This is a genomic window from Actinoalloteichus sp. AHMU CJ021 (genome assembly GCF_002895405.1).
Taxonomy (GTDB): domain Bacteria; phylum Actinomycetota; class Actinomycetes; order Mycobacteriales; family Pseudonocardiaceae; genus Actinoalloteichus_B; species Actinoalloteichus_B caeruleus.
The window spans coordinates 6786290-6811332 of the sequence record NZ_CP025990.1; the positions used below are offsets into that span (position 1 = coordinate 6786290).

15 protein-coding genes, 1 tRNA gene and 1 CRISPR repeat array are annotated in these 25043 nt (G+C 71.8%); of the genes, 10 read left to right on the top strand and 6 right to left on the bottom strand.

The features are described from left to right. The first annotated feature begins 243 nt into the window (after positions 1-243). The 4 genes from C1701_RS26835 (at position 244) to C1701_RS26850 (ending at position 3694) form a co-directional block, all read left to right on the top strand. Entirely contained in the window at positions 244-1281 is a 1038-nt protein-coding gene (locus tag C1701_RS26835) for a sugar kinase (RefSeq protein ID WP_103056902.1), read from the top strand. Between the two features lie 61 nt (positions 1282-1342). Then, positions 1343-2116 (top strand): IclR family transcriptional regulator, encoded by a 774-nt coding sequence (locus C1701_RS26840; protein WP_035276098.1) that lies wholly within the window; start codon positions 1343-1345, stop codon positions 2114-2116. Between the two features lie 16 nt (positions 2117-2132). Then, positions 2133-2546, top strand: coding sequence for a RidA family protein (locus tag C1701_RS26845; RefSeq protein WP_030107328.1), 414 nt, complete (start codon positions 2133-2135; stop codon positions 2544-2546). 698 nt (positions 2547-3244) lie between these two features. After that, positions 3245-3694, top strand: a complete 450-nt coding sequence (locus C1701_RS26850; protein WP_103056903.1) for a hypothetical protein — start codon at positions 3245-3247, stop codon at positions 3692-3694. Positions 3695-3844: 150 nt separating this feature from the next. After that, positions 3845-5790: direct repeats of the CRISPR family, unit length 37 nt; unit sequence GTTGCGATCCTCACCGGCCCCGGAGGGCCGGTGCAAC. Between the two features lie 497 nt (positions 5791-6287). Here C1701_RS26850 and C1701_RS26855 read toward each other — a convergent pair. Together C1701_RS26855 and pruA are read right to left on the bottom strand one after the other, a co-directional pair. Further along, positions 6288-7217, bottom strand: a complete 930-nt coding sequence (locus tag C1701_RS26855) for a proline dehydrogenase family protein (protein WP_026420291.1) — start codon at positions 7215-7217, stop codon at positions 6288-6290. 25 nt (positions 7218-7242) lie between these two features. Next, complete coding sequence (gene pruA / locus C1701_RS26860) at positions 7243-8868, bottom strand: L-glutamate gamma-semialdehyde dehydrogenase (protein ID WP_026420290.1); 1626 nt, start codon at positions 8866-8868, stop codon at positions 7243-7245. A 127-nt stretch (positions 8869-8995) separates the two neighbouring features. Between pruA and C1701_RS26865 the strand changes: the two genes are divergently transcribed. Further along, on the top strand, positions 8996-10627 hold the full coding sequence (locus C1701_RS26865) for a PucR family transcriptional regulator (RefSeq protein ID WP_035292967.1): 1632 nt from the start codon (positions 8996-8998) through the stop codon (positions 10625-10627). Positions 10628-10992: 365 nt separating this feature from the next. On the opposite strand, the gene trxA is transcribed toward C1701_RS26865, so the two are convergent. After that, positions 10993-11364, bottom strand: coding sequence for a thioredoxin (gene trxA / locus C1701_RS26870; RefSeq protein ID WP_026420288.1), 372 nt, complete (start codon positions 11362-11364; stop codon positions 10993-10995). A gap of 371 nt (positions 11365-11735) precedes the next feature. On the opposite strand from trxA, the gene C1701_RS26875 reads away from it, so the two are divergent. Beyond that, the gene (locus tag C1701_RS26875; protein WP_103056904.1) at positions 11736-12566 is read left to right on the top strand and encodes an aldo/keto reductase; all 831 of its coding nucleotides are present in this window, start codon (positions 11736-11738) and stop codon (positions 12564-12566) included. 286 nt (positions 12567-12852) lie between these two features. On the opposite strand, the gene C1701_RS26880 is transcribed toward C1701_RS26875, so the two are convergent. Beyond that, a complete protein-coding gene (locus tag C1701_RS26880; protein WP_103056905.1) occupies positions 12853-13851 on the bottom strand; it encodes a pirin family protein in 999 nt (332 codons plus the stop codon). A 1424-nt stretch (positions 13852-15275) separates the two neighbouring features. Between C1701_RS26880 and C1701_RS26885 the strand changes: the two genes are divergently transcribed. Beyond that, complete coding sequence (locus C1701_RS26885) at positions 15276-18794, top strand: sugar-binding domain-containing protein (protein WP_337662021.1); 3519 nt, start codon at positions 15276-15278, stop codon at positions 18792-18794. A gap of 553 nt (positions 18795-19347) precedes the next feature. Here the strand turns inward: C1701_RS26885 and C1701_RS26890 are convergent. Beyond that, the gene (locus C1701_RS26890; protein ID WP_026420285.1) at positions 19348-20292 is read right to left on the bottom strand and encodes a hypothetical protein; all 945 of its coding nucleotides are present in this window, start codon (positions 20290-20292) and stop codon (positions 19348-19350) included. Positions 20293-21119: 827 nt separating this feature from the next. Between C1701_RS26890 and C1701_RS26895 the strand changes: the two genes are divergently transcribed. The 3 genes from C1701_RS26895 (at position 21120) to C1701_RS26905 (ending at position 23558) form a co-directional block, all read left to right on the top strand. Further along, positions 21120-22514 carry an alkaline phosphatase gene (locus tag C1701_RS26895; RefSeq protein WP_337662022.1) on the top strand — a complete coding sequence of 465 codons (1395 nt, stop codon included), beginning with the start codon at positions 21120-21122 and terminating at the stop codon, positions 22512-22514. Between the two features lie 193 nt (positions 22515-22707). Continuing rightward, positions 22708-23334 carry a DUF4291 domain-containing protein gene (locus C1701_RS26900; RefSeq protein ID WP_337662023.1) on the top strand — a complete coding sequence of 209 codons (627 nt, stop codon included), beginning with the start codon at positions 22708-22710 and terminating at the stop codon, positions 23332-23334. 150 nt (positions 23335-23484) lie between these two features. Continuing rightward, positions 23485-23558: transfer RNA gene (locus C1701_RS26905), tRNA-Pro, on the top strand. Between the two features lie 848 nt (positions 23559-24406). Here the strand turns inward: C1701_RS26905 and C1701_RS26910 are convergent. After that, the gene (locus C1701_RS26910; protein WP_337662024.1) at positions 24407-25006 is read right to left on the bottom strand and encodes a TetR/AcrR family transcriptional regulator; all 600 of its coding nucleotides are present in this window, start codon (positions 25004-25006) and stop codon (positions 24407-24409) included. Between the last annotated feature and the right edge of the window lie 37 nt (positions 25007-25043).

Below are 25043 nucleotides of genomic sequence, written 5' to 3' on the forward strand. Positions count from 1 at the left end.
CGGGTGGTGGCGCGGTCGCCGTGGGTTCCGTCGAGAGCCGGGAACGACCCCACCACCTGCATTGCGTCATACGCAACGCTTATTGCGTATTTCGATTGGGAGGTTGTAGCATTCGACCGCGCCGGGGTCAATGGCGGACCACGGCACCCGGACTGGCCGGGACGGACCAGGAACACGCCGCCACCTGGCGGTAGCACGCACGACCGGCCGCAGCACCGCGCCGACCTCGACCAAGGAGCGTTCATGCCCCTGCCAGCCCAGCGCCCGCCGCGAGCCGTGTGCGTCGGCGAGTCGATGGTGGTGCTGGTGCCGCACCGGACCGGACCGCTGGAACACGCCGAGGAGTTCCGGCGCTATGCCGGCGGCGCCGAGTCGAACGTGGCCGGTGCGCTCGCCGGACTCGGCGTCGACACCTCCTGGGTGTCCCGCCTGGGCGACGACGGATTCGGTCGGTACCTGCGGGCGGACATCGCCGACCGCGGGGTGGACGTTTCCGCCGTCGAGATCGACCCGCTCCGCCCGACCGGCCTCTACGTCAAGGAGACCGGCGACGGAACCGGGGACCTCCCCGCCGGACGCAGCCGCATGCACTACTACCGTGCCGCGTCAGCGGCCTCCGCGATGTCCCCGGACCTGGTCTCCGGCGGGCCGGCGCGCGACCTGCTGGACCGGGCCGACCTGGTCCACGTCACCGGCATCACCGCCGGGATCTCCGACTCCGCCACCGACCTGCTGTGGCACCTGCTCTCCAGGCCCAGGCCGTCCACCACCGTCAGCTTCGACCTGAACTGGCGCCCCGGCCTCTGGCACGGACGCGACCCCGCCGTGCTCGGACGCCTCTGCGCGCTCGCCGACGTCGTCCTCCTCGGAGCCGACGAGGCCGCCGAGGTGCTGGGCAGCTCGTCCCCCGCCCGCCTCCGCGAACTCCTCCCGAACCCCGACATGCTGGTCGTGAAGAACGACGCGCACGACGCGATCGCCGTGGACCGGACCGGCGCCGAGGTCGTCGTGCCCGCCCTCGACGTCGAGGTGGTGGAACCCGTGGGAGCGGGTGACGCCTTCGCCGCCGGCTACCTCGCCGGCACCCTCCGGGACCTGCCGGTGGCGCACCGCCTCCGCCTCGGGCACCTGTGCGCCGCCCGCGCGTTGGCCGTGCCCGGCGACCACGGCGTTCCCCCCTCCCCCGCGACCATCACCGCGCTCCTGGCCCGCGCCGATGACGAATGGGCGCGGACCAGGGTGAGCCGGCTGGGCGTCGACACCCCGCCGGTAGCGTCGTGACGGCGGAACCAGGAGGCGGGCGACGAACGCGTCGACCACGCCCGGACCAGGAGGTGGGAGCGTGAGCCAGAGTCTGGCCAGGGCGCTGAGCATTCTGATCGACCTCGGCGAACGGGAGCAGTCGCTGGACGACCTCGCTGAACGGTTGGGCGTGCACAAGACGACCGTGTTGCGGCTGCTGCGGACCCTGGAGAGCGAACGCTTCGTCTTCCGCGACGACGCCCACCGGTACCACCTCGGATCCCGGCTCTTCGCGCTGTCCAGCCTCGCCCTCGAGCAACGGGAGGTGCGGAACATCGCCTCCCCCCACCTCGCAGAGCTGAACCAGCGCACCGGGCAGACCGTGCACCTCGCCGTCTACGAGGCGGGCGAGGTCATCTACGTCGACAAGTACGACTCCCGCCACCCGGTGCGGATGTACTCGAGGATCGGCCTGCGCGCCCCCCTGAACTGCGCCGCCGTGTCCAAGGTGCTGCTCGCCGACATGCCGCCCGCGAAACGGCGCGGGGTCGTCGACGGCATCGACTTCGTCCGGTTCACCGACCAGACCATCACCGACGCCCCCACCCTGCTGGCCGAGCTCGACCGGGTCGCCAACCAGGGATACGCGGTGGACCAGGCCGAACACGAGTCGTTCATCAACTGCGTCGGCGCGCCCGTACGGGACGCCAGCGGTCGGGTGGCCGCCGCGGTGTCCGTGTCCGTGCCCACCGTCGTGCTCAGCTACGAACAGGTCCTGGAACTCCTCCCGGACCTGCTGTCCACCGCCGCCGCGATCTCCCGCGACTGCGGGTACGGCGGCACCGCACCGCCGAGATCCACCTCGGCCCGTTGAGAGAGGGGTCAGCTCGATGGCTGCCCAGAGCAAGACCGCGATCCGCACCGACGCCGCCCCGGCCCCCGCGCACACCTTTTCCCAGGGGGTCCGCAAGGGACCGTTGCTCCAGGTGTCCGGTCAGGGCCCGGTCGACCCGACCAGCAACGAGTACGTCTTCCAGGGTGACGTCCACGCGCAGACGATCCGCACCCTGGAGAACGTGGCGGCCATCCTCGCGGCGGGCGGCGCGAGCTTCGAGGACGTCATCATGCTGCGCGTCTACCTCACCACCCGCGACGACTTCGCCACCATGAACGAGGCGTACGGCGAGTTCGTCACCGCCCGGGTGCCCAGTGGCGTGCTGCCCGCGCGGACGACCGTGTTCACCGGGCTGCCCCGCGAGGAGATGCTCGTGGAGATCGACGCCCTCGCCGTCGTCAACGACTGACTCCCCGCCCCACCCGGGTGTTGGCCAGTCCGCGCTCCGTTCGCGTCAGCGCGCCAGCACCCGGGCCGAGGCGCCTTCCCCCGGCATCCCCGAAGACGCCGACCGGCGGCAACCAGAAACCCGCGGTTCGACAGCACCGTCCTCACACGACACTGTCAGGAGTCGTGCTCCTCCGGTGGTGCGCACATCCCCGCACTCCACACCAGTGACCAACCCCCGTGTCGTTGACCACAGCCTCGCGCTGATCGATTAAGCCACGAGGTGGGCACGGCACGACGGGATCGCAGGACGCAGCACCTGGCTCACCCGCGAACTCGACGCAACCCCCGCCCGCACTCGGCGGGACGATCGCGGCGTTCACCCCCGCCGCGGCCGCGGCCGCGTCACCCCCAATGCGGACAGCGCCGAGGCCATGTCCACCAAGCTGGATGCCATCGCGGACCGCGCCGAACGCAGGCTGACGCTCTTCGAGGACCTCGAGCGGGTAGCTCTGGGGTCGAGTGACGTCCGCCCCGCCAGGACGATGGAACGGCAGGACCGCGCTGCGGCCACCGGCACCCCCTCGCCAGGAAAAAACTCGTGCTCCACGTGCGGTCGCTTCGCGAGGTCGCCGCCGCGGTACGGGCCTGCGCGCACTCGACGGTCGGGACGGACGAGGAGAACGCCGCGGTCCCGAACCAGAAGGGAGACCAACCGGCATGGGAGCCTCCAGACGCTGCGGCCGGGTCCTGGTAGGTCCACTGCTGGCGGCGCTCGTCACGATCAGCGGCTGCGTCCGGGAGTCGGCCGGTCACGCCACCCTCACCACCAACGGCGACCAGTCGGGGACGTCCGAAACGGACGCCTCCGCGACGGGCGGGGCGTCCACACCGAGCAGCGGAACTGGTTCCTCCTCGGCAAGCGCAACCCTGGGAGGTCTGGACCCCTGCGAACTCCTCGACGACGAGCTCACCTCGGTCGGAATCGACCCGGCGACCGGAGAACGGAACTCGATCGGCATCAACCACGCCCGCGCGTACGGGCAACTGGACCCGTCAGCCCCCCGTGTACTGCTTCAGCTGAACACGTTCCTCGAGGTCGACGAGCAGAACCACGGGGACGAGGAGGTGGAGGAGATCGAGGCGGACGGCGCCGCGCGCTGCGATTGAAGGACGACACCTTTCGCGAGATCGTCCTGAACAGCGCACTCCCCTAGGCCTCCATGATCGTGACGGACATGCTCAGTTCTACAGATCCTCACCGCCCCGGAGGGCCGGTGCAACGGCGCTAGGTGTCCCAGAGGACGCACCGGTTCAGGCGTTGCGATCCTCACCGGCCCTGGAGGGCCGGTGCAACCACCTCAGACGTCGTGATGATCGGCTTCGCAGGGTCGTTGCGATCCTCACCGGCCCCAGAGGGCCGGTGCAACTCGCGGCTGGCGTCGTGCGCCGCCCGGTAGCGGGCGGCGTTGCGATCCTCACCGGCCCTGGAGGGCCGGTGCAACGAGCTCTCTCTCAACGGGTGGCATGTCGCCACCTTAGGTTGCGATCCTCACCGGCCCTGGAGGGCCGGTGCAACTCTGGCGGGAGATCTCCGCCCCGCCCTCGGTAGACGAGTTGCGATCCTCACCGGCCCTGGAGGGCCGGTGCAACTGCCGGGATGGGCGCCGGGGCGACGATCGAGCTCGGGGTGTTGCGATCCTCACCGGCCCCGGAGGGCCGGTGCAACCTCCGTACGATCCACCGGGCGACATCCCTGACGAGTTGCGATCCTCACCGGCCCCGGAGGGCCGGTGCAACAATTCGCTTTCGCGCTATTAGCGGGGTGTCTTCCGTTGCGATCCTCACCGGCCCCGGAGGGCCGGTGCAACCTGCGATCCCATCGTGGTCGGCGTGTACGAGGACGGCGTTGCGATCCTCACCGGCCCCGGAGGGCCGGTGCAACAATTCGCTTTCGCGCTATTAGCGGGGTGTCTTCCGTTGCGATCCTCACCGGCCCCGGAGGGCCGGTGCAACCTGCGATCCCATCGTGGTCGGCGTGTACGAGGACGGCGTTGCGATCCTCACCGGCCCCGGAGGGCCGGTGCAACAATTCGCTTTCGCGCTATTAGCGGGGTGTCTTCCGTTGCGATCCTCACCGGCCCCGGAGGGCCGGTGCAACCTGCGATCCCATCGTGGTCGGCGTGTACGAGGACGGCGTTGCGATCCTCACCGGCCCCGGAGGGCCGGTGCAACCCGCGAGCTGGTCTCGCCCCCACCGGTCGGTGCGGTCGTTGCGATCCTCACCGGCCCCGGAGGGCCGGTGCAACCACGTACTTCGTGCCGTACGAGTTCGGGTTCGCGGCGTTGCGATCCTCACCGGCCCCGGAGGGCCGGTGCAACGACACGCTGCCCGCGCCACCCGGCGCGGGACCACCGCGTTGCGATCCTCACCGGCCCTGGAGGGCCGGTGCAACCACCTTGACTTTAGAGGCGACGTCTCCCGTGAGTCCGGCGTTGCGATCCTCACCGGCCCTGGAGGGCCGGTGCAACGAGTGAGCCGGGTTCGTGCCGGACCCCATGTGGGAGGTTGCGATCCTCACCGGCCCTGGAGGGCCGGTGCAACGCCTTGGGCAGGGGGCACGTTCCCGACGGGACACACAGGTTGCGATCCTCACCGGCCCTGGAGGGCCGGTGCAACCCGAGCTCAGCGCCCGCACGCGCCGATAACCAGGGTTGCGATCCTCACCGGCCCTGGAGGGCCGGTGCAACTCGTCCCGGAACTGGGTCTGGTTGATCCCAATTGCGCGGACGTTGCGATCCTCACCGGCCCTGGAGGGCCGGTGCAACTGCGCGTGACGGACATCGCCGGCGGCCTCCTGGAGCTGGTTGCGATCCTCACCGGCCCTGGAGGGCCGGTGCAACGGGTCCAGCGTCGCCATCGCGAGACGCGGCGTCGGGTTGCGATCCTCACCGGCCCTGGAGGGCCGGTGCAACCCCCGCCTGATCGGAGACGGCCAGGGCGACGGGATGTTGCGATCCTCACCGGCCCTGGAGGGCCGGTGCAACCGGTGCGGATGTCATCCCCCTGCGGCGGCCCGCGTGTTGCGATCCTCACCGGCCCTGGAGGGCCGGTGCAACCCTACATCGTCTCGATGGTGTCGGCCCTCGCGGCCGGTTGCGATCCTCACCGGCCCTGGAGGGCCGGTGCAACTGGGTCGCCGGCGCCGCCTGCCGGGACACCGACCCCGTTGCGATCCTCACCGGCCCTGGAGGGCCGGTGCAACGCTGCGCGAGCAGCGGGTTTCCAGTCTAGAGGCGACACCACGCCACCATGAGACAGACATATCGGACAACACGCCCGGGATTCGCTTAGGAGAGCACCGGTGTGTCGCGTGACGCTTCCGATCCGCGCTCGAGGGAGGCGGCTGATCGGATGCCGTTGCACCGAGCGCACGGCTGCGGGGACACCGCTACCGAAGGACACCGGTTGATGTTACCGCCGCCCCGGCATGGACCTCCCGAGCACAGCGCCCCGTGAGCGCCGGGGCCCCTCCTCCGCACCGTCGCCCCTGCCCCGCACCTGGTGACCACCCGGCGCGCGCAGGCCCTGGCGCACCGCCCGGCGCGCATGCGGGGCGGGCCTGGGTGGACCTCGGCCCGGCCCACCGGAGTGGTGGACCGGGCCGACGGGCCGTGTCCCCGCGCGGGCGTTCGGGGACACGGGTGGTGTTGCGGTGCGCCGCCAGGCTGGTCACGGCGACGCACCGCAGGTCAGGGGTGGTCAGCTCTTCGTGGCGAGTGCCCGCAGGAAGAAGCCCACGTTCGCGGGCCGCTCGGCCAGCCTGCGCATGAAGTAGCCGTACCACTCGTCGCCGTAGGGCAGGTACACGCGCATGGTGTTGCCCTCCCCCGCCAGCCTGAGCTGTTCCTCGGGACGGATCCCGTAGAGCATCTGGTACTCGTAGCTGTCCCGCGCCCGGTTGTTGTCCCCGGCCAGCCTCGCTGTGATGGCGACGAGCCTGGGGTCGTGGGTCGCCACCATCGGGTAGCCCTCCCCCGACATCAGGACGTCGAGGCACCGCACGTAGGCCCGGTCCACCTCGTGCCGCGACTGGAACGCCACCGAGGACGGCTCCTTGTAGGCGCCCTTGCACAACCGGACCCGGCTGCCGGGGCCGGCGAGGTCCCGGCAGTCGGCCTCGGTGCGCCGCAGGTACGCCTGGAGCACCGCCCCGACCCACGGCCAGTCCGTCCGGAGTTCGCGGAGGACCTCGAGGGTGGAGTCGGTGGTGGTGTGGTCCTCCATGTCGAGGGTGACCGTGGTCCCGGCGGCAGCGGCGGCCTCGCACACCCGGCGGGCGTTGTCGAGGGCGATCCGCTGACCGTCCGATCCCAGGAACTGGCCGACGGCGGACAGCTTGAGCGACACCTCGGCCGCCTGGGCCAGGTTCGCCGTCCGCAGCCGGTCCAGCAGTCGCACGTAGGCGTCGACCGTCGCGTCCGCCTGCTCCCGGTCCGTGGTGTCCTCGCCGAGGTGGTCGAGGGTGATGCGCAACCCGTCGTCGGCCAACGCCGTGGTGGCGGTGATGGCGTCGTCGAGGGTGTCGCCGGCGACGAAGCGCCGGACCACGTACCTGGTCGCCGGGGTCCGTTCGACGACGGTTCTGGCGAGCGGCGAGCGGCCCGCCGCGAGCAGGATGGATCGCAACATGGGGTTTCTCCTCACGCGGTGATGCTCAGCCCTGGTGCGGGTAGCCGCTCGACGTCGGCGGCACCAGCGTCTCCTTGAGGGAGCGGGGGCTGGTCCAGCGCAGCAGGTTCAGCACGGAGCCGGCCTTGTCGTTGGTGCCCGAGGCCCGGGCCCCGCCGAAGGGCTGCTGGCCGACGACGGCGCCGGTGGGCTTGTCGTTGACGTAGAAGTTGCCGGCGGCGAAGCGCAGCTGCTCGCTGGCGTAGGCGATGGCGGACCGGTCCTGGGCGATGACGGCCCCGGTGAGCGCGTAGGGGGACACGCTCTCCATCTGGCGGACGACCTTCTCGAAGTCGGCGTCGTCGTAGACGTGCACGGCGAGCACCGGCCCGAAGTACTCGTCGCGGAACACCTCGTGCTCGGGGTCGGTGCCGACGAGGACGGTCGGCCGCACGAAGTAGCCCTCGCTGTCGTCGGCGGTGCCGCCGGCGATGACCTCGAGCGTCGGGTCGGTGCGGGCCATGTCCAGCACCCGGGACAGCTTGGCGAAGGAACGGTCGTCGATGACGGCGCCCATGAAGTTGGACAGGTCGGTGACGTCACCCATGGTGAGGCCCTCGACCTCCGCGACGAGGTCGTCGCGGAGCCGGGTCCACAGCGAGCGGGGGATGTAGGCGCGGGAGGCGGCGGAGCACTTCTGGCCCTGGAACTCGAAGGCTCCCCGGACGAGGGCGGTGCGGAGGGTGTCGACGTCGGCGGAGGGGTGGGCGAGGACGAAGTCCTTGCCGCCGGTCTCGCCGACGATCCTCGGGTAGCCGCGGTAGTTGGCGATGTTGGCGCCGACCGCGCCCCACAGGTGCTGGAAGGTGGCGGTGGAGCCGGTGAAGTGGATGCCGGCCAGGTCGGGCTGGGCGAGGGCCACCTCGGAGACGTCCAGGCCGTCACCGGTGACGAGGTTGATGACGCCCGGCGGGAGACCGGCCGCCTCCAGCAACCGCATGGTGAGGTGCGCGGCGAAGCTCTGGGTGGGCGCGGGCTTCCACACGACCGTGTTGCCCATCAGGGCGGGGGCGGTGGGGAGGTTGCCGGCGATGGCGGTGAAGTTGAAGGGCGTGATCGCGTAGACGAAGCCCTCCAGCGGCCGGTGGTCCATCCGGTTCCACACGCCGGCGGAGCTGCGGGGCTGCTCGGTGAGGATGTCCCGGCCGTACTGGACGTTGAAGCGCCAGAAGTCGGCGAGCTCGCAGGCGGAGTCGATCTCGGCCTGGATGGCGGTCTTCGACTGGCCGAGCATGGTGGCGGCGTTGAGGGTGGAACGCCAGGGGCCGCTGAGCAGGTCGGCGGCGCGCAGCAGCACGGCGGCGCGGTCGTCGTAGCTGAGGGCGCGCCAGCCGGGGGCGGCCTGGCGGGCGGCCTCGACGGCGTCGGTGGCGTCCTGCTGGGTGGCGTTGCCGAGGGTGCCGAGCACGTGGCGGTGGTTGTGCGGCTGCACGACGTCGATCCGCCGGCCACCGCCCATCCGCTGTTCACCGCCGATGGTGAGCGTCAGCTCGCGGGGCTCGGCGGCCAGCTCGGTCAGCTTCGCCTGCAGCTCCGCGCGCTCGGGGGTGCCCGGCGCGTAGGAGAGGACAGGTTCGTTCTGCGGCGTCGGAACGTTGGTGACGGCGTCCACAGGACGGCTCCTTCCGGCGGTGGGTGGATCGATGTGACGGACCTTAGGCCCGGGGCAGCGCGGAAGGCTTGGCCGACTGGCTAGTGTTCGTGGTGGAAGTTTGTTCGATCGAACGAAGGGGGCGGGTGTGACGGTGCGGGGTGTGTCCGCCGCCGGGGCGCCGGGGGCGTCGCTGCGGCAGCTGCTGCTGGCCTTGGACGACCCGTTGGTGGAGCTGGTGGCCGCTCCCGCTGGGTTGGACGTGGTGATCGGTGAGGTGGTGATCCTGGATCCGGAGGACGCCCCGGACACCCAGCGGGGGGATCTGATCCTGTTGATCGGGGCGCGGGACGCCTCGGCTCTGCCGGCGGTGCGGGCGGCGGCGCGACGGGGGGCGGCGGCGGTGGCGGTGAAGGTGACGTCGTCGGGGGCGTCGGACGCGTTGCGGGCGGCGGCGGTCGACGCGGGGGTGGCGTTGCTGGCGGTGCGCCCGGCTGCCCGGTGGGAGCAGGTGGAGTCCCTGGCGAGCGGGGTGGTGAGCCGGGCGCGGGTCAGCGCGGACGCCGACGAGGGCGAGGTGTTGGGTGACCTGTTCTCGACGGCGCAGACGGTCGCTCACCTGACGGGCGGCATCGTGAGCATCGAGGACACGGCGGCGCGGGTGTTGGCCTATTCGCGGTCCTCCGGTGAGGTGGACGAGTTGCGGAGGTTGTCGATCCTGGGGCGCCAGGGGCCGGAGCCGTACCTGGAGATGCTGCGCGAGTGGGGCGTGTACCAGCGGTTGCGGTCGGGGGAGGACGTGGTGCGGATCGACGAACGCCCGGACCTGGGGATTCGGCGGCGGATCGCGGTGGGGGTGCACGCGGGTGGGCGGCCGTTGGGCGCGATCTGGGTGCAGGAGGGTGACGAGCCGTTGACCGAGCACGCGGAGCGGTCCTTGTTGGGGGCGGCGCGGGTGACCGCCCTGCAGCTGGTGCGGCACCGCAACGAGCCCTCGGCCGGGTTGCGGCTGCGGGAGAACCTGCTGGCCGGGTTGTTGAACGGGCGCCTGGACCCGTCTGCTGCCGCCGGGCAGTTGGGGGTGGATTCCCGGCGTCCGGCGGCGGTGGTCGCGTTCGCCTCGCGGGTGGAGTCGCCGGGGGCGGTGGTGGACCGGCCCGAGCTGGAGTTGCGCCGGGACCAGTTGGGGAACGTGATCTCGATGCATGCCGCCGCGTTCCGGCGTGGGGCGCTGGTCAGCCAGTTGGGTACGCGCACCTACGCGTTGCTCCCGGAGCTGAGCGGTTCCGGGGAGGCGGCGGTGGTGGGGTTGGCGCGGGAGATCATCTCGGCGTCGCGGGGTATCGGATTGGTGGTGCGGGCCGCGGTGGGGTCGGTGGTGCCGGAGTTGGGGGGTGCCGCGGACTCGCGTCGGCAGGCGGATCGGGTGTTGGACGCGATGGCCGGGGACACGGCGGCGCGGGTGGCGACGATCGCGGACTGGCGGGCGGAGGTGCTGGTCAGCGAGACGGTGGACCTGCTGGCCGAGCACCCGGCGATTCGGGACCCGAGGGTGACGGCGCTGCGCCGGCACGACGAGAGGAACAACGGCTCGTTGGTGGGGTCGGTGGTGGCCTACCTGGAGTCGTTCGGGGATGTCCGGGCGGCGGCGCGGCGGCTGCACGTGCACCCGAACACGCTGCGGTACCGGATTCGGCGGGCGGAGGAGGTGAGCGGTCTCGATCTCGGGGACGCGCGGCAACGCCTGTTCACGGAGCTCCAGTTGCGGTTGCGCGAGTGAGCCGGCGGTGGTTCCGGAGGGGGCATCCGGCTGTCGCGCCTCGTCCTGGTGTCGGGGCACACCCCGGCTGGCGAATGGCAGCGGATGTGGGTGGTGGCGGGGCCGGGCGGTTCGGCCGGCCAACCCGCCCGACGGCTATTCCGGCCGTTTCGAGGTGACGTGGTGGCGGGACGTCCGGGTGCTCGTCGACCAGGGGCGGTGATGGCGCGCGTCCAGCTGGTCGGAGAGGCGGTCACCGGGCGAGGACTGGTGGGGACCGGGGGACTCCCGGTCTCCGGGCGGGGGACCCAATCGCCTACGACAGCGCTCCGCCCCGGCACCCGTTCAGGGCACCGGGGCGGGCGCGACGCGTGACGGCGAGCGGTTCACTCGGCCTTGCTGGACTCGGCGACGGAGCGCCGCACCTCGTCCATGTCCAGTTCCCGCGCCTGCCGGATCACGTCCTCCAACGCCGCCTCCGGGAGGGCGCCGGGCTGGGAGAAGACCAGCACGTTGTCCCGGATGATGGCCAGGGTGGGGATGGAACGGATCTCGAACGCCCCGGCCAGCTCCTGCTGGGCCTCGGTGTCGACCTTGCCGAACACCAGGTCGGGGTTCTTGTCGGCGACGCGGTCGTAGACGGGCGCGAACTGGCGGCAGGGGCCGCACCAGGACGCCCAGAAGTCGACCAGAACGAAGTCGTTCTCGGACACGACCTCGTTGAAGTTCTCCTTGGTCAGTTCGACCGTGTTGCTCATGGATTGCCTGCTTCCTGGGGTTGGGAGTGCCGGCACTGGTGACCAACACGATGCCCCGGCCGGGTATTCCTCGGCTCCGGGAGGGGCCGTTCACCTCGGGGAACTGGGTCGAACGCTCCGGGCCACCCACCCCCCGGGCCGGTCGGGCGGCGTTCTCGGCCAGGATCGGGACCGCCGCGCCGGGAGCGCCTGCCCGGCCCGGCCCCCGAGCCGGTCACGGTGAGGCGGGAGGTCCGAGGTGCGTTCCCGCCCGTGCTGGGTAGCCCCACGAGAGCGGGTTCCCCTCCGGGGCGGACCCGCGCGGCCGACCGGCCACCCCAGGAACCGCGCGTCCCGCGGTTCTCCACCGAACAGGAGAGGACGTCCTCGCCGTGACCACCGTTCCCACGCTCACCCTGAACAACGGCGTCGCCATGCCCCAGCTCGGCTTCGGCGTGTACCAGGTTCCGGACGAGGAGGCGACCGCGACGGTGCGGGCGGCGCTGGACGCCGGGTACCGCAGCATCGACACGGCGGCGCTCTACCAGAACGAGATCGGGACCGGCCGGGCGCTGGCCGAGTCGGGAATCCCCCGAGAGGAACTGTTCGTCACCACGAAGCTGTGGAACACCGACCAGGGTTACGACACCACCCTGCGTGCCTTCGACGCCTCGTTGGAACGCCTGGGACTGGACCAGGTCGACCTGTACCTCATCCACTGGCCGGCGCCCAAGCTCGACCGGTACGTGGACACGTGGCGGGCCTTCGAGCGGATCTACTCCGAGGACCGCACCAGGGCCATCGGCGTGTCCAACTTCCAACCCGCGCACCTGGCCCGGCTGTTCGAGGCCAGTGGGATCGTGCCGGCGGTCAACCAGGTCGAACTGCACCCCCGCCTCCAGCAGTTGGCGGTACGGGAGTTCGACGCGTCCAACGGGATCGCCACCGAGGCCTGGGGGCCGCTGGGCCAGGGCAAGGGCGGTCTGCTGGACGATCCGACGCTGACCCAGCTCGCCGCCAAACACGGCCGCACTCCGGCCCAGATCGTGCTGCGCTGGCACATCCAGCTGGGCAACGTGGTGATCCCGAAGTCGTCGACCCCGTCTCGGATGCGGGAGAACATCGACGTGTTCGACTTCCAGCTCGACGCGGACGACATGGACTCCATCGCCGGGATGGAGACCGGCGCCCGAGGGGGTCCCGACCCGGACGTGCTGTCCTGAGCCTTCCCCGACCACCCGTCCATCCCTCGGGATGGGGGGTCCGGGCCGGGCGCCGCCGTGGACGCCTGGCCGGACCGGACGGCGGTGGGCCGGCACCGGCGAGCGGCCGTGGCGGCGAACGGCCGTGGTGGCGAGCGCACGACGAGGAGCGGAGTTCCCGCGTGTCCTGGTGGGCCCCACCGTTGCCGCCACGGCGGCGTCGGGGGCGGACGGCGGTGCGCCCCGTCCCGGCAGTGCGCGGGTGGGGTGCGGGTGACGCCGGTCGACCGCCACCCGTGCCACCCGGTCAGTTCTCCCGGGCCGGTGGTGCCTGGTCGTGCCCGGCGTGCGGGACGCGTTCGGTGGGGATGACGCCCATCCGGCCGGCCTGGAAGTCCTCGAAGGCCTGGATGACCTCCGCCTTCGAGTTCATGACGAAGGGCCCGTACTGCACGACGGGCTCCCGGATCGGCTGGCCACCGAGGACGAGCACGTCGAGGTCGGGGGTGCGGGCGTCGGGGTGGTCGGTGGCCTCGATGGTGAGGAGGTCGCCCGCGCCGAAGACCGCGAGCTGGGCCGCGCGCAGGGGGTGCCGCTCCTCCCCCACTCCGCCGCGCCCGGAGAGGGCGTAGACGAGCGCGTTGAAGTCGGTGCGCCAGGGCAGCACCAGGCGGGCGCCGGGGCTGAGGGTCGCGTGGAGCAGCGTGATCGGGGTGAAGGTGTTGCCGGGGCCGTGGTGTCCGTCGACCTCGCCGGCGATCACCCTGACCAGGGCTCCTCCGTCGGGGGAGGACAGCAGGGTGGTCTCCCCGCCCTGGATGCTCTGGTACTGGGGCGGGTTCCACTTGTTGGCGCGGGGCAGGTTGACCCAGAGCTGGATGCCGTGGAACAGGCCACCGGACATGACCAGGTGCTCCGGTGGCTTCTCGATGTGGAGGATGCCGCTGCCGGCCGTCATCCACTGGGTGGCGCCGTCGGCGATCACGCCGCCACCGCCGTGGGAGTCGCTGTGCTCCATCTGGCCGTCCATCATGTAGGTGACGGTCTCGAAGCCCCGGTGCGGGTGCCAGGGGGTTCCCTTGGGCTCGCCGGGCGCGTACTCGACCTCGCCCATCTGGTCCAGGTGGATGAACGGGTCGAGGAGACCGGCCGAGACGCCGGCGAACGCCCGGTACACCGGGAACCCCTCACCCTCGTGGCCGGAGGGCGCGGTGGTCACGGACCTGACGGGGCGTTGGCGACCCTCGGGGGCCGCCTCGGCGAGGCGAGGCAGTTCCAGGGTGTTCTCGACGGTGACGGCTGGCATGGCGCCCCTCCTGGTGCGACTCGGGACGCGCGTCGTCCCGACCACGCCAGTTTAGTTGAAGTTTCATCTAGTTTGGTGGAGTTCCCGCCGTCCGGGTTTCCGGTTGGGCGCCGCCCAACACACGGCCGCTTCGACCCCGACACTCCCGGCACCACGTCCCACCGGTGCCCTCCGCTCGGAACCGTGGCTCCTGGTGGGACGGGCCCGCGCGCCGGCCAGCCGACGGGAGTGGGCGCGGGCCCACCGGAACCGCCACCCCGACGCGGTGCGGCGACGTCCCCACCTCCGACACGGGTCAGGCGGTCACCGGGCCCGAGGACCCGGGCTTCGCGCGAGCGGAGGGCCACCCGTCCCCGCTCCGGCCGGGACCGGAGCACCTCGGCCCGACGCGCACTCGCCGGCGCGTCGGGTCGTGCCATCGTGCACCGGGTGCGCACCACTCACTCGTCCGGCGTAGGTGGGTCCGCTTCCCGTCGAACGCGCTGCGCCGTCCGAGCGGATGGGACTTCGCCTGCTCAGCGGGACCACCCCCGCCGGGACCGCCCTAGGCTCGGTTCGTCGGCGTCGCCGCCGACCACGACCCACCAGCTGGTCGTGCCCTCGCCGGGTCGGAGGTGTGGGTTGCTGCGCGGTTCGCCCTCCCGTGAACTCGCCCGACTCCCCCGAGCCCACCCCGAACGCGTGCCCCGGTCAGTCCCCTGGGCGGCTGGCGCCCGGCTCGAGGGCACCCCCGAGACGGCCGATCCCGAGAGCTCGGCCACCCGGCGCGCCGACACCGGGGCGCGGCCCGGACCAGGCGACGTCCCCAGCGGCGGCGGGACACCCGTGCCGCCCCTCAGGGAACCCGGCCCGCCGTGGCCTATCCGGCACACCGACCCCCGCGCGCACCTCGCCCACCGTCCGGCCACCGCACCGGGCGGCCAACGACACCACGCCCACCCGCCTGGTGCCCGGCGCCCCGATCCGCCCCCGGGGCGCGCCGGAACGGGAACCGCCACCGCCGGCGGGACGGCCCCGACCACACCCGTCCACTGCCGCGCCCGACGGACGCCGGCTCCGGGGCGGGGCCTCGCCCGCCCGCGCCCGGCCCGCCGGCGGCCCCAGCCGGCGCCCCGGAACTCCCGGCCGCCGTCGTCCGCGACTCACCCGGACGAGCGGGCGAGCCGCGTCGGTTCGCCACCCACCGGCGAAGGTCACCGATGCTGGCAAGCCCGGCACGACCACCGCCCCCGAGCCCACCAACCCGGTCGCGGGACACCCGAGCCAGCGACCACCCCGACGCGCAAGGGCTGAACGAACGGCAGCGACCAGGAGAGGTGCCAGTCATGCATTGGTCCCGGCAAGGCGCAGACACCCCGGCCCGACCACATCCGCCCCGACGTCGTCCCACCGCGATCCTCGCCGCCGTGGTCATCATGGGAGGCATGGCTCCACTCAGCACCCCCGGTTCCGCCGACGCCGAACCGGCCACCACCACTGTCAACGGCCAGGTGGTCGACGCGGACACCGGCCGCCCCCTCCCCGGCGCGGTCGTCCACGTCACCGAGCAGACCAGCACCGTGCGGACCGACGCCGACGGCAGGTTCACCGTGCCCGAGGCCCCGGTGGACGCGTTGGCCCTGGTCGCCGCGCGCCAGGGCTACTCCTTCGGCTGGCACCCACTGGAGGATCCGAACGCACCGGTGACCCTCGCGTTGGAGGCGGAAACCCCGGACACCGTCCCGCACCCGGACTACCCCCGCCCCGACTTCGACCGCCGCGCCGGAGTAAACGGCCAGTGGGCCTCGCTGAACGGCACCTGGTCGCTCGACTTCGACCCCTCCGACGTCGGCGTGGACGAGGGCTGGCACGAGGGGGACCACGAGTGGGCGCACGCGGTGCGGGTGCCCTTCGCCTACAACTCCCTCGCCGGGATCGGTGAGGAACGGCGCGCGGGCAACCAGGTGTACGCGAGCCAGTTCGCCGAGGCCAGGGGAACGGTCTGGTACCAGCGGGACCTGACGGTCCCCGAGGACTGGCCGACCGACCGCGGCACCCTGCTCCGTTTCGGCGCCGTCGAGTGGCGGGCGGAGGTGTTCCTCGACGGGAACCGCGTCGGGGAGAACGACGGGGGCTACTCCCCCTTCGACGTCGATCTCGGCCCCCTACGCCCCGGGGCGGAGCACTCCCTCGTCGTGCGCGTCGAGGTCCCGGACAACTCCGCGACCACCCCGTACCCCCAGGGCAAGCAGATGGGCTGGTACACCGACACGGGCGGCATCTGGCAGTCGGTGTGGATCGAACCGGCGGACTCGGCGCGGCTCACCACGGTGCACACCACACCGGAGATCGACTTCGACGGCCGCGAGGCCACCGCCGCCCGGGTCACGGTGGACGTCGAGGCGCGGGGCGCTCCTGACGGGACGGTGGAGCTGGCGGTGCGCGCCCAGGACGGGGAACCGGGCGCGCGTGCCGGGCAGCGGCAGGACGGCGTGTCCGCGCCGGGGCTGCCGGTGCCCGTGGAGCCCACCGTCGGCGAGGTGGTGGCCACGGCGACGGTGACGCTGGTGGACGGCGCGGGAAGCGCGGTCATCGACGTGCCCGACCCCCGGCTGTGGGAACCGGAGGCGCCCTGGCTGTACCGGGTGGACGCGAGCCTCACCGATCAGGCGGGATCGGACAGGGTGGACACCTGGTTCGGGCTGCGCACCGTGAGTCGTGAGTGGCTCCCCGGGCACTCGCCCGAGGAGCAGGACGACCCGGCCGAGCAGTACCAGTACCTGTTCCTGAACAACCGGCCCGTCTACCTGCGCTCGGTGCTGGACCAGAACTTCAACCCGTGGGGCAACTACAGCTACACCGGCCTGTACCAGGGCGCCGACCTGCGCGGCGGCGAGCTGGAGGACCCCGGCAAGGGATCGGTGCTGTTCGACCTGGCGCTGACCAAGCAGCTCGGGTTCAACTCGGTGCGCCCCCACATCAAGGTCAACGACCCGCTGTACTACCACTGGGCGGACGTCCTGGGGCTGCTCGTCTGGTACGACCAGCCGAACTTCGGTTACGACGGCTACGGACCGGAGGCCGAACGCCTGTGGGAGGAGGTCCTGCGGGACGCCGTGCACCGCGACTACAACCACCCGTCCATCGTCATCTGGGACGCGTTCAACGAGGCGTGGGGCTTCAACGCCACACCGGGTGGCCCGATCAGGGACGACGCCAAACCCTGGATCGAGCGGATGTTCGACCTGACCACGGACCTGGTGCGGGGGACGCGGCTGGTGGTGGACAACTCGCCGTGCTGCGAGAACGGCCACCTGGTCACCGACATCAACGACTTCCACGGCTACTACTCCACCTGGGAGGAGTGGGCGGCGACGGTGGACCGGATCGTGTCCAACACCTACCCCGGGTCGACGCACAACTTCGAGGACGGGCGGACCCAGTCCGGGCAGCCGCTGATGAACTCCGAGTTCGGCCCGTGGAGCGGTGGCCGGGAGAAGGACCAGGAGGTGGCCACGCCCTTCCGGTACACCGCCGAGCTGTTCCGCGCCGAGCAGAAGATGAGCGGCTACCTGTTCACCGAGCTCACCGACCTGGAGTGGGAGTGGAACGGGTGGGCGGCCTACGACCGCACCCTCCAGGTGCCCGGCTACCTCGACGCCGACGGGGCGCAGGGCGGGGTCGGGTTGGCCAACGCCGACGACGTGCTGCTGGTCGGGGAACGCCCCGTGCAACGGCTCGTCGGGGACGACCCGATCGGACTGACGGTGCGTTCGTCGTTGTTCTCCGGTCGGGACCTCGGGGAGACCACGCTGCGGTGGCGGGTGACCGGCACCGACGGCACCGGGGCGGAGCTGCCGTCCTCGGACTGGGCGGAGGTACCGGTCTCGCCCGAGACGTTCGCAGTCACCGAGTTGACGACGGTGGAGGTCCGTCCGCCTGACGGGTTCGTCGCCGGGCGACTGGACGCGGAGCTGCTCTCCGACGGCCAACCGGTCGCCTCCGGCCAGACGGTGCTGGCGGCGTGGGGCGCGGCGGCCGAGCAGGCGGCGGGAACGTTGGCCCTCGACCCGGCGGGCGCGGACGTGGAGTGGCCCCAGGGTTCGGAGGTGTTCTCCCAGGACGGCGCGTCGGCCGTGGTCGGGTGGGGTGACGGCGAGTTCCGCTGGCACCTGACCGTGCCGGAGGACCTGCGGGACGGTGGTTTCGACAGCGCCCAGCTGGTCCTCGAGGCGGCCGCGTCCCGCCCGTCGCTGCCGCGCACCTCGTTCCCCCAGACCTCGGAACGGGTCTTCCCGACCACCCTGAGCGCGACCGTGTCCGGCGCGGGAACCGTGGTGGAGACGGAGGCCGTCGTGCTCCCAGACGACCCGGCGGACGCCAGGGGCGCGTTGTCCCACGAGTCCGGGTTCCACCCGGGGCAGTACGGCTACCGGGTGCTGCTCGACCTCGACGTCGAGGACATGCGGGCCGCCGTCGCCGACGGCGAGGTCACCGTCACCCTGCGGGGAGCCGGAGGCGGTCTGACCGTGCTGGGCCCGCGCACGGGGCGGTTCGGTGTGCCACCACAGCTGGTGCTGTCCGAAGGCGCCGGCCTGCCCGGGCCGGCGGTGGCCGGAGGTGAGCCCTACCTGCGGACCGCCGAGGCCGCCGGGGTGACCACGCACCTGCTGGCCGGCGACGCCACCGCCGGTGCGGAGGCCGCCATGACCGTGAGCGTGGTCAACGACTCCGGCGAGGTCGTGCGCGACGTGCGGCCGGCGTTCGTGGCGCCCGAGGGGTGGACGGTCGAAGCGTTGGGCGACCACACCGTCGGCGAGCTGGCTCCCGGTGAGGGCGCGCACCTGCGCTACCGGGTGGTCCCTGACGGGGACGGCCCGGTGACCGTGCGAACCCGGGCGTACTACTCCACCGGGGAGGGCAGGCAGGTCACCGAGGAACCGTGGGAGCTCGACCTGAGCTGAGCGGGACCACTGGTACGGGGCCGGCCCGGGACGGCGGGCCGGCCCCTGCCCGATCCGGACCGGTCGCCCGAACCCGCTGGCGATCCGCCCAGATTCGTCCGGGGGAGGGTGTGCCCCGACTCGTCCGCGACTCGCCCGGCCTCGGCGGGCGGTCCGGCTCCGACCGCCGGTCGAGGCGCCGAGCGACATCGACACGGCTCCAGCAGAGCGCCCCTCCGCCCTGGTCCGTGAACGATCGAACTCTTGAGGAGTAACCCCACGGCGTGGCAGCGACCGCGGGGCGCCAGGAACGGCGGCATGCGGTGCCACCGCCGCACACGTCCCGGGTCGCGACCGGCCTCCCCGAGCCGGGCGGTGCGCGGGGAGGACAGTGAGCGGCCCCTGCCCGCGCGATGCGCCGTTCCCGGCACGGCACCCGGTGTCCCCTCCCCCGCGGAGGCGCCCCGTGTGGCTCCTCGGTCACCCGGGAATGCCACGGCCCGTGCCCCGAAACCTCCTCCGCTGGCCGCTCCCCCACCGGGGCACCGGTCCATGCACCGGTCCACGATGCGGATCACCCGGGTCGGTTTCCAGTCCCCCGACGGCGGAGCCGGTGGCGGATACGGCTCCACAACCGGACCGGCCAGGGCCGGCCGTCGTGGACTCCGAGCACCCGCAGCGGCCGGTTGGGTTTCGCTGGCTGCCACCGGACGGGCGCGGCGACGCGGTTGGGGAAGACGACCCACCAGGTCGCCCCGTCGTGGGGGGCCGCCCACTTCGGACGTGCCCAGGCCAGGGTTCCGCCGAGGGGCACCGAGGACGACAGGAGCCGGTCGGCCTCGCCGCCCACCGGCAACCGGGTCCGGTCCACCTGGCACACGGCGTGCAGCCTCGCCCCCGTGCGCTCGAAGAGGTCCGAGGCGCGGTGCAGGCAGGTGGTCGCGTCAAGTTCGGCCACCGCTCCCGGCCGACACGGCAGGCAGTACTGGTCGTGTTCGCCGGCGACGAGGAACACCTCGGCGGGGGTGGTCCGGCACCAACCCGGTGGGCGGCGACGAGCCCGCACCGTCGGCGCGATCGTGCTCCTGAGCTGCCGGGCGGCGTCGTCGAGGTCGGGGGCGCCCCCACAGCGTTCCTGGAACCGTTCGACCGCGTGCCGCGTCAGGTGGATCCGGGCCAGCAGCTCCCGGCCCCGCAGGGCCACCAGGGCGTCCAGGTCGGGCGGATCGCACGCCGGGAAGGGAACGCAGTGGGTCGCGATCCAGCGGGTCGACCCGTCCGAGTCGCGCACCAGGGGGAGCACCAGGGTGTCCGGGACCAGGAGGAAGAACCCGGACCTGCTCCGTCGGCCCGCCAGTTGGGGCGGGAGTTGGTCGGTGACCTCACCCAGCTCGTCGACCATCCGCCGCAGGGTCGCCTTCGCCGCGCCGTGGTCGGTGAGCCCGCGCCACCGGGCGTAGGCCCCGGCGCAGGAGTCGGTTACCACCACGGGCCACTGGTTGTCGTGCTTCGCCGCCACCCCTCCTTTCCTACCGGCCTCACCCCGGTCGACGACACGTCCATCACGGCGATCCGCCGCCGCCGGACCGGTGAAGCCGGTGCCAGCCGGCTCGGCCCGGCGTGCGGTGCGGTGGCCGGAACCCCGGCGGCGGGGACTACCCTCGGTGCCCGGTCGCGGACGGGATGCCACGGCCGGTGGTCCGGGAAAGCACGGGCCACCGGCCCACTTCACGCGGAACTCACGAATCCGAGCGGACGCCCCGGCCGCCCCGCACCTGCCGGCGTCGGCGAATCCCCCACCGCCCGCCGCCACCCGACAGGTGACCCCCTTCCGGCCGAACGGTCAGCGATCCGGCCGAGTGGAGCGCGCCAGAGCGCACCGCCGTTGCGCACCGCGAACGGCACCACGCCGCCCCCGCTCCTCGGACGCCCCCCGCTTCCGGCGCCGCGCGAACGGCACGCCGAAAACACGTGGAGCACCCTTTTCCCACCACCGCCGTCGCCGATTCCGGAAATCGGGGGAGATGATTGACCCGCCTTTTCCCGAAAGGGCCGCGAACCTCCTCACGGAAAAGGAACCGCACGCGCGGAGAAAAGGGAACTTCGCACCACGAACGTTACCGAGAGTGACATCGAGGCCGTCGCCCGGCGGCCCCGAACACGAGGAACCGCACGAGAGCGACCCGAACGAGACAGTACGTCCATCTTGCATTCACCAAAGTGTGATGACAGAGTGTGAATGCCCTGCCGGCGGGCCACACCAGCGAAACGGAAGCACCCACTCGGAAAGGGAGTGACGTGATGACCGAGAAAGCGGGTAGACAACGCTGGCGGAGACCCGCCTCCGTGGCCGCGGCGAGCGCCCTCGCGTTGACGATCGGCGCGCCCACCGCCGTGGGTCTGGAACCGGGCACGGCGGAACACGTGGCCCCGCTCGGCTTCGGCCCGAAGAACGTCATTCACCTCATCAGCGATGGCATGGGCTACAACCACGTCGACGTCGCGAGCCTCTGGGAACACGGCACCACCGCGCACCAGGTCCGCGTCGACCCCGACTCGGGAACCACCGAGCACCTGCCCGCCACCCCCGCTCAGGTCTACGAGGACTGGCCCGTCCAGCTCGGCATGTCCACCTACCACGACGGTCACTCCTACGAGGCGGACCGGGCGTGGGCCGGGTTCGACTACCCCAGCGAGGACTTCACCGACTCCTCCGCCGCCGGCACCGCGCTGGCCACCGGAGTCCGCACCTACAACGGTGCGATCGGTCTCGCCCCGGACCGCGGTCCCGTCAAGAACCTGACCGAACGGGCCCAGGAACTGGGCAAGGCATCCGGCGTCGTCTCCAGCGTGCCGTTCAGCCACGCCACCCCCGCCGCCTACGTGGCCCACAACCCGGACCGCAACGACTACCACGGCATCGCCAAGGAGATGTTGTTCGAGCACGACATCAACGTCGTCTTCGGCCCCGGCCACCCCGACTTCGACGAGGACGGTCAGCGTCGCGACGAGCCCGACCACCGCTACGTCGACGAGTGGACCTGGGGAGCCGTGCAGCGGGGCGCCACCGCGTTCGACCTCGTCGAAACCCCCGAGGAGTTCGCCGCGCTCGCCCAGTCCTCGAACCCACCCCGCCACGTGCTCGGCGTTCCCCAGGTCGCGGCGACCCTCCAGTACGACCGAGGAGGCCCGGACCGCACGCCCGACGGACGACCGGTCCCCGGAGCGCTCCCCTACACCGCGCCGCCAGTCGAGAACGTGCCCACCCTCGCCGACATGACGACCAGTGCCCTCGCCGTCCTGGAGAACGCCTCTGACGAGGGGCTGTTCCTCATGATCGAGGGTGGAGCGGTCGACTGGGCCAGCCACGACAACGACACCGCACGGGTGATCGAGGAGCAGATCGACTTCAACCGGGCCGTCGAGGCCGTCGTGGACTGGGTGGAGGAGTCCAGCAGCTGGCACGAGACCCTCGTCGTCGTCACCGCCGACCACGAGACCGGCTACCTGGCCGGCCCCGGCGCCGACCCGACCTGGACCCCGGTGATCGGCTCGGCCGGGCAGCTTCCCCACGTCTCCTGGCACTCAGGTAACCACACCAACGCCCTCGTGCCGCTGTTCGCGAAGGGACCGGGCGCGAGCCGTCTCGAACAGCACGCCGACAACATCGACCCCGTCCGGGGTCGGTACCTGAACAACACCGATGTCGCCAAGGTCGTCTTCGACTTCTGGGGACGCTGAGCACTCCTGGTCGACCCGGACTGACTCGGGGCCGCCACCACTGGTGGCGGCCCCGCCCCGCGAGCCCGGACCCGTACCCGGCGCCCAACCGTGCTCCTCCCCGTCCGTGACCACCCGTCGCCCCGGCCGGGCTCCCGGGGCCAACCTGCGGAAATCCGTTGCCCCAGCGGCCGGCGCACCCGATGCTCGTCCCGTGTCCCTCCGCGAGGTCCGAGCCAATGCCGACGCGAGCAGCGTCGTGGTCTACCAGGCCTACCCGGCCGCGATCGCCGACCCGGCGTTGCGGGCCGGCACCTTCGTCGCTCCCTTCAAGCAGGAGCGGATGACCTGGATCAAGCCCTCGTTCCGCTGGATGATGTACCGCTGCGGCTGGGCCACGAAGCCAGGCCAGGAACGGGTGCTCGCCGTGCGGATCAGCCTCGAAGGGCTGTGGTGGGCTCTTCGCCGGTCGTGCGCCAGCAGCCACGGCGCGGGACGGCACCCGAACAGGGAGGCCTGGCGACGGCAGCTGGCGGAAAGCCCGGTCCGGGTGCAGTGGGACCCGGAACGGGACATGGACCTGAACCCCCTTCCCCAGCGCTCCATCCAGATCGGGCTCGGCCCGGAGGCCAGCCGCCGCTACGTCGACGAGTGGATCGTGGAACTCACCGACGTCACCGAACTCGCCCGCGAGGTGGGGCGTCTGGTGCGGGCTGGCGATCAGGACGGGGCGCGTGCGCTGTTGCCCGAGGAGCACCCGTTGACGGTGCCCGCCGATATCGCCGAGCGGATCGACGTCACCGGGCCAGCTCCCGCCCGGACGAACGGCCAGGGCAGGTGAGACCCCCTACCGGTAGCCCGGGAACAAGGGGACCTCGTTCTTCCTGGTGCCACATCACCCCAGGTCAGAACGGCCTGACGACGATACGCACCCCCCGGTCGGGCCGCGTGGGAGGCGTGGGGTAGTCTGTGTTCACACCGAGACGGTAACCGGGACGTGGCGCAGCTTGGTAGCGCACTTGACTGGGGGTCAAGGGGTCGCAGGTTCAAATCCTGTCGTCCCGACGGTTACGAGAAGGCCCGCTGACACTGGGAACATACCAGGTCAGCGGGCCTTCTTCGCGTTCCGGTACCGATCAGCGACCGATCATCCACTTCGGCCCCTACCCGCGAGTAACCCCCGCGGTGGGAGGATTTGGGGAGGATCGGGTCCGACGGGGCGAAATGTGGTCGCGTTCCCAGAAGCGAACCGTGTCGCCCGAACGGGGTGATCGTGGCGGCCCAGCAGGAGCCAAGCCGGCGTGCCGACCGACCGCGCGCCCAGTATTGCCGGAACCCCAGCAGGGTGCCGTACCAGGAGCAGCACGAGGGTGCCCCCCATCTCGCTTCAGGAACAGCGCGTACTCGTCGTAGGGAGCATCCCCGCGTACGCGGGGCCGATGCCCTGGCGGTCCTCAAGCTGACCTACGCCACGGGAGTATCCCCGCGTACGCGGGGCCGATACTTGTTGACCTGCGACTCCACACGGGATGAGGCCCATTTCTCCGCAGCCTTCATTCAATGCCGCTCGCCAGTTCGCTCGTCACTTGATCACCACTTGTCCCACCATGGCGCCTGTCGACGTGACCAGAACGGCCACGACGGTGATCCCCCGTGTTCAAGGGCATTTTCCGGGCGGCGAGCCGGCCCCGCTCGACGATGAGCACGGACGGGTTGATCCTCGACCTACCGTCGCTCTGGCGCCTGGACGATCACGACGCTCGCCGGGCACCAGGCGGATCACGCACAGGGTACGCACACCGAAGCAGCGGGCGACCGGACTCGGCACCCAACCCGGCCAGTGGCTGCCGAGGAGAGCGCCGGCGGCCCGAGAGCCCGGAGCACGTTCCTCCTCCGGTGGTCGTGGGGACGGGTCAGCGGGCGATGAGCCCGGTGAGCACGAGCGCGAGCCAGCGGACACGGGCGGCGGGGGCCTGGTCGGTGGGGAACGTGGACAGCACCAGGTAGAGGTCGTCGACGGTGCAGTCGGTGCGCAGCTCGCCCTGTGCCTGTGCGGCGCGGAGGAGTTGACCGAGCGCGCTGGTCACGCGTGCCTCCAGGTCGCGCATGGCGGGATGGACGGCGTGGTCGGTGTTGAGGGCGTGGGCGGCCGCTTTGACCGCCTGGTTGTGCGCGACGGTGTCCATCAGGCGTGTGAGGAACCCCGTGAGCTCCTCCATGGCGGGCGCGCCCTGGCCGGCGCGCCGCAGGGAGTCTTCTGCGTCGTCGGCGACCGGTGCGAATGAAGCCGCGATCACGGCGTTGACCAGGTCGGTTTTGTTCGGGAAGTGCTTGTAGAGGGTGCCGACCGCCACGCCGGAGGCGGCGGCGATCCGCTCCATCGACACTCCGGCCCCGTGCTCGGTGATCTGTTCGTGTGCTGTGGCCATGATCCGGGCGCGGTTGCGGGCGGCGTCGGCTCGCAGTGGCCGTTGGGGGGACATGGGCTGCTCCGGGTACGGGTTTTGCGTCAAGGTGAATTATGATTCACCATAGAGGTGAATCGGCATT

What these genes read in the sequence shown, in the direction of transcription:
- C1701_RS26855 (WP_026420291.1), bottom strand. Translation starts at nt 7,217, where the DNA reads ATGTTGCGATCCATCCTGCTCGCGGCGGGCCGCTCGCCGCTCGCCAGA.
- C1701_RS26880 (WP_103056905.1), bottom strand. Translation starts at nt 13,851, where the DNA reads ATGCCAGCCGTCACCGTCGAGAACACCCTGGAACTGCCTCGCCTCGCC.
- trxA (WP_026420288.1), bottom strand. Translation starts at nt 11,364, where the DNA reads ATGAGCAACACGGTCGAACTGACCAAGGAGAACTTCAACGAGGTCGTG.
- C1701_RS26835 (WP_103056902.1), top strand. Translation starts at nt 244, where the DNA reads ATGCCCCTGCCAGCCCAGCGCCCGCCGCGAGCCGTGTGCGTCGGCGAG.
- C1701_RS26845 (WP_030107328.1), top strand. Translation starts at nt 2,133, where the DNA reads ATGGCTGCCCAGAGCAAGACCGCGATCCGCACCGACGCCGCCCCGGCC.
- C1701_RS26850 (WP_103056903.1), top strand. Translation starts at nt 3,245, where the DNA reads ATGGGAGCCTCCAGACGCTGCGGCCGGGTCCTGGTAGGTCCACTGCTG.
- C1701_RS26885 (WP_337662021.1), top strand. Translation starts at nt 15,276, where the DNA reads ATGGCTCCACTCAGCACCCCCGGTTCCGCCGACGCCGAACCGGCCACC.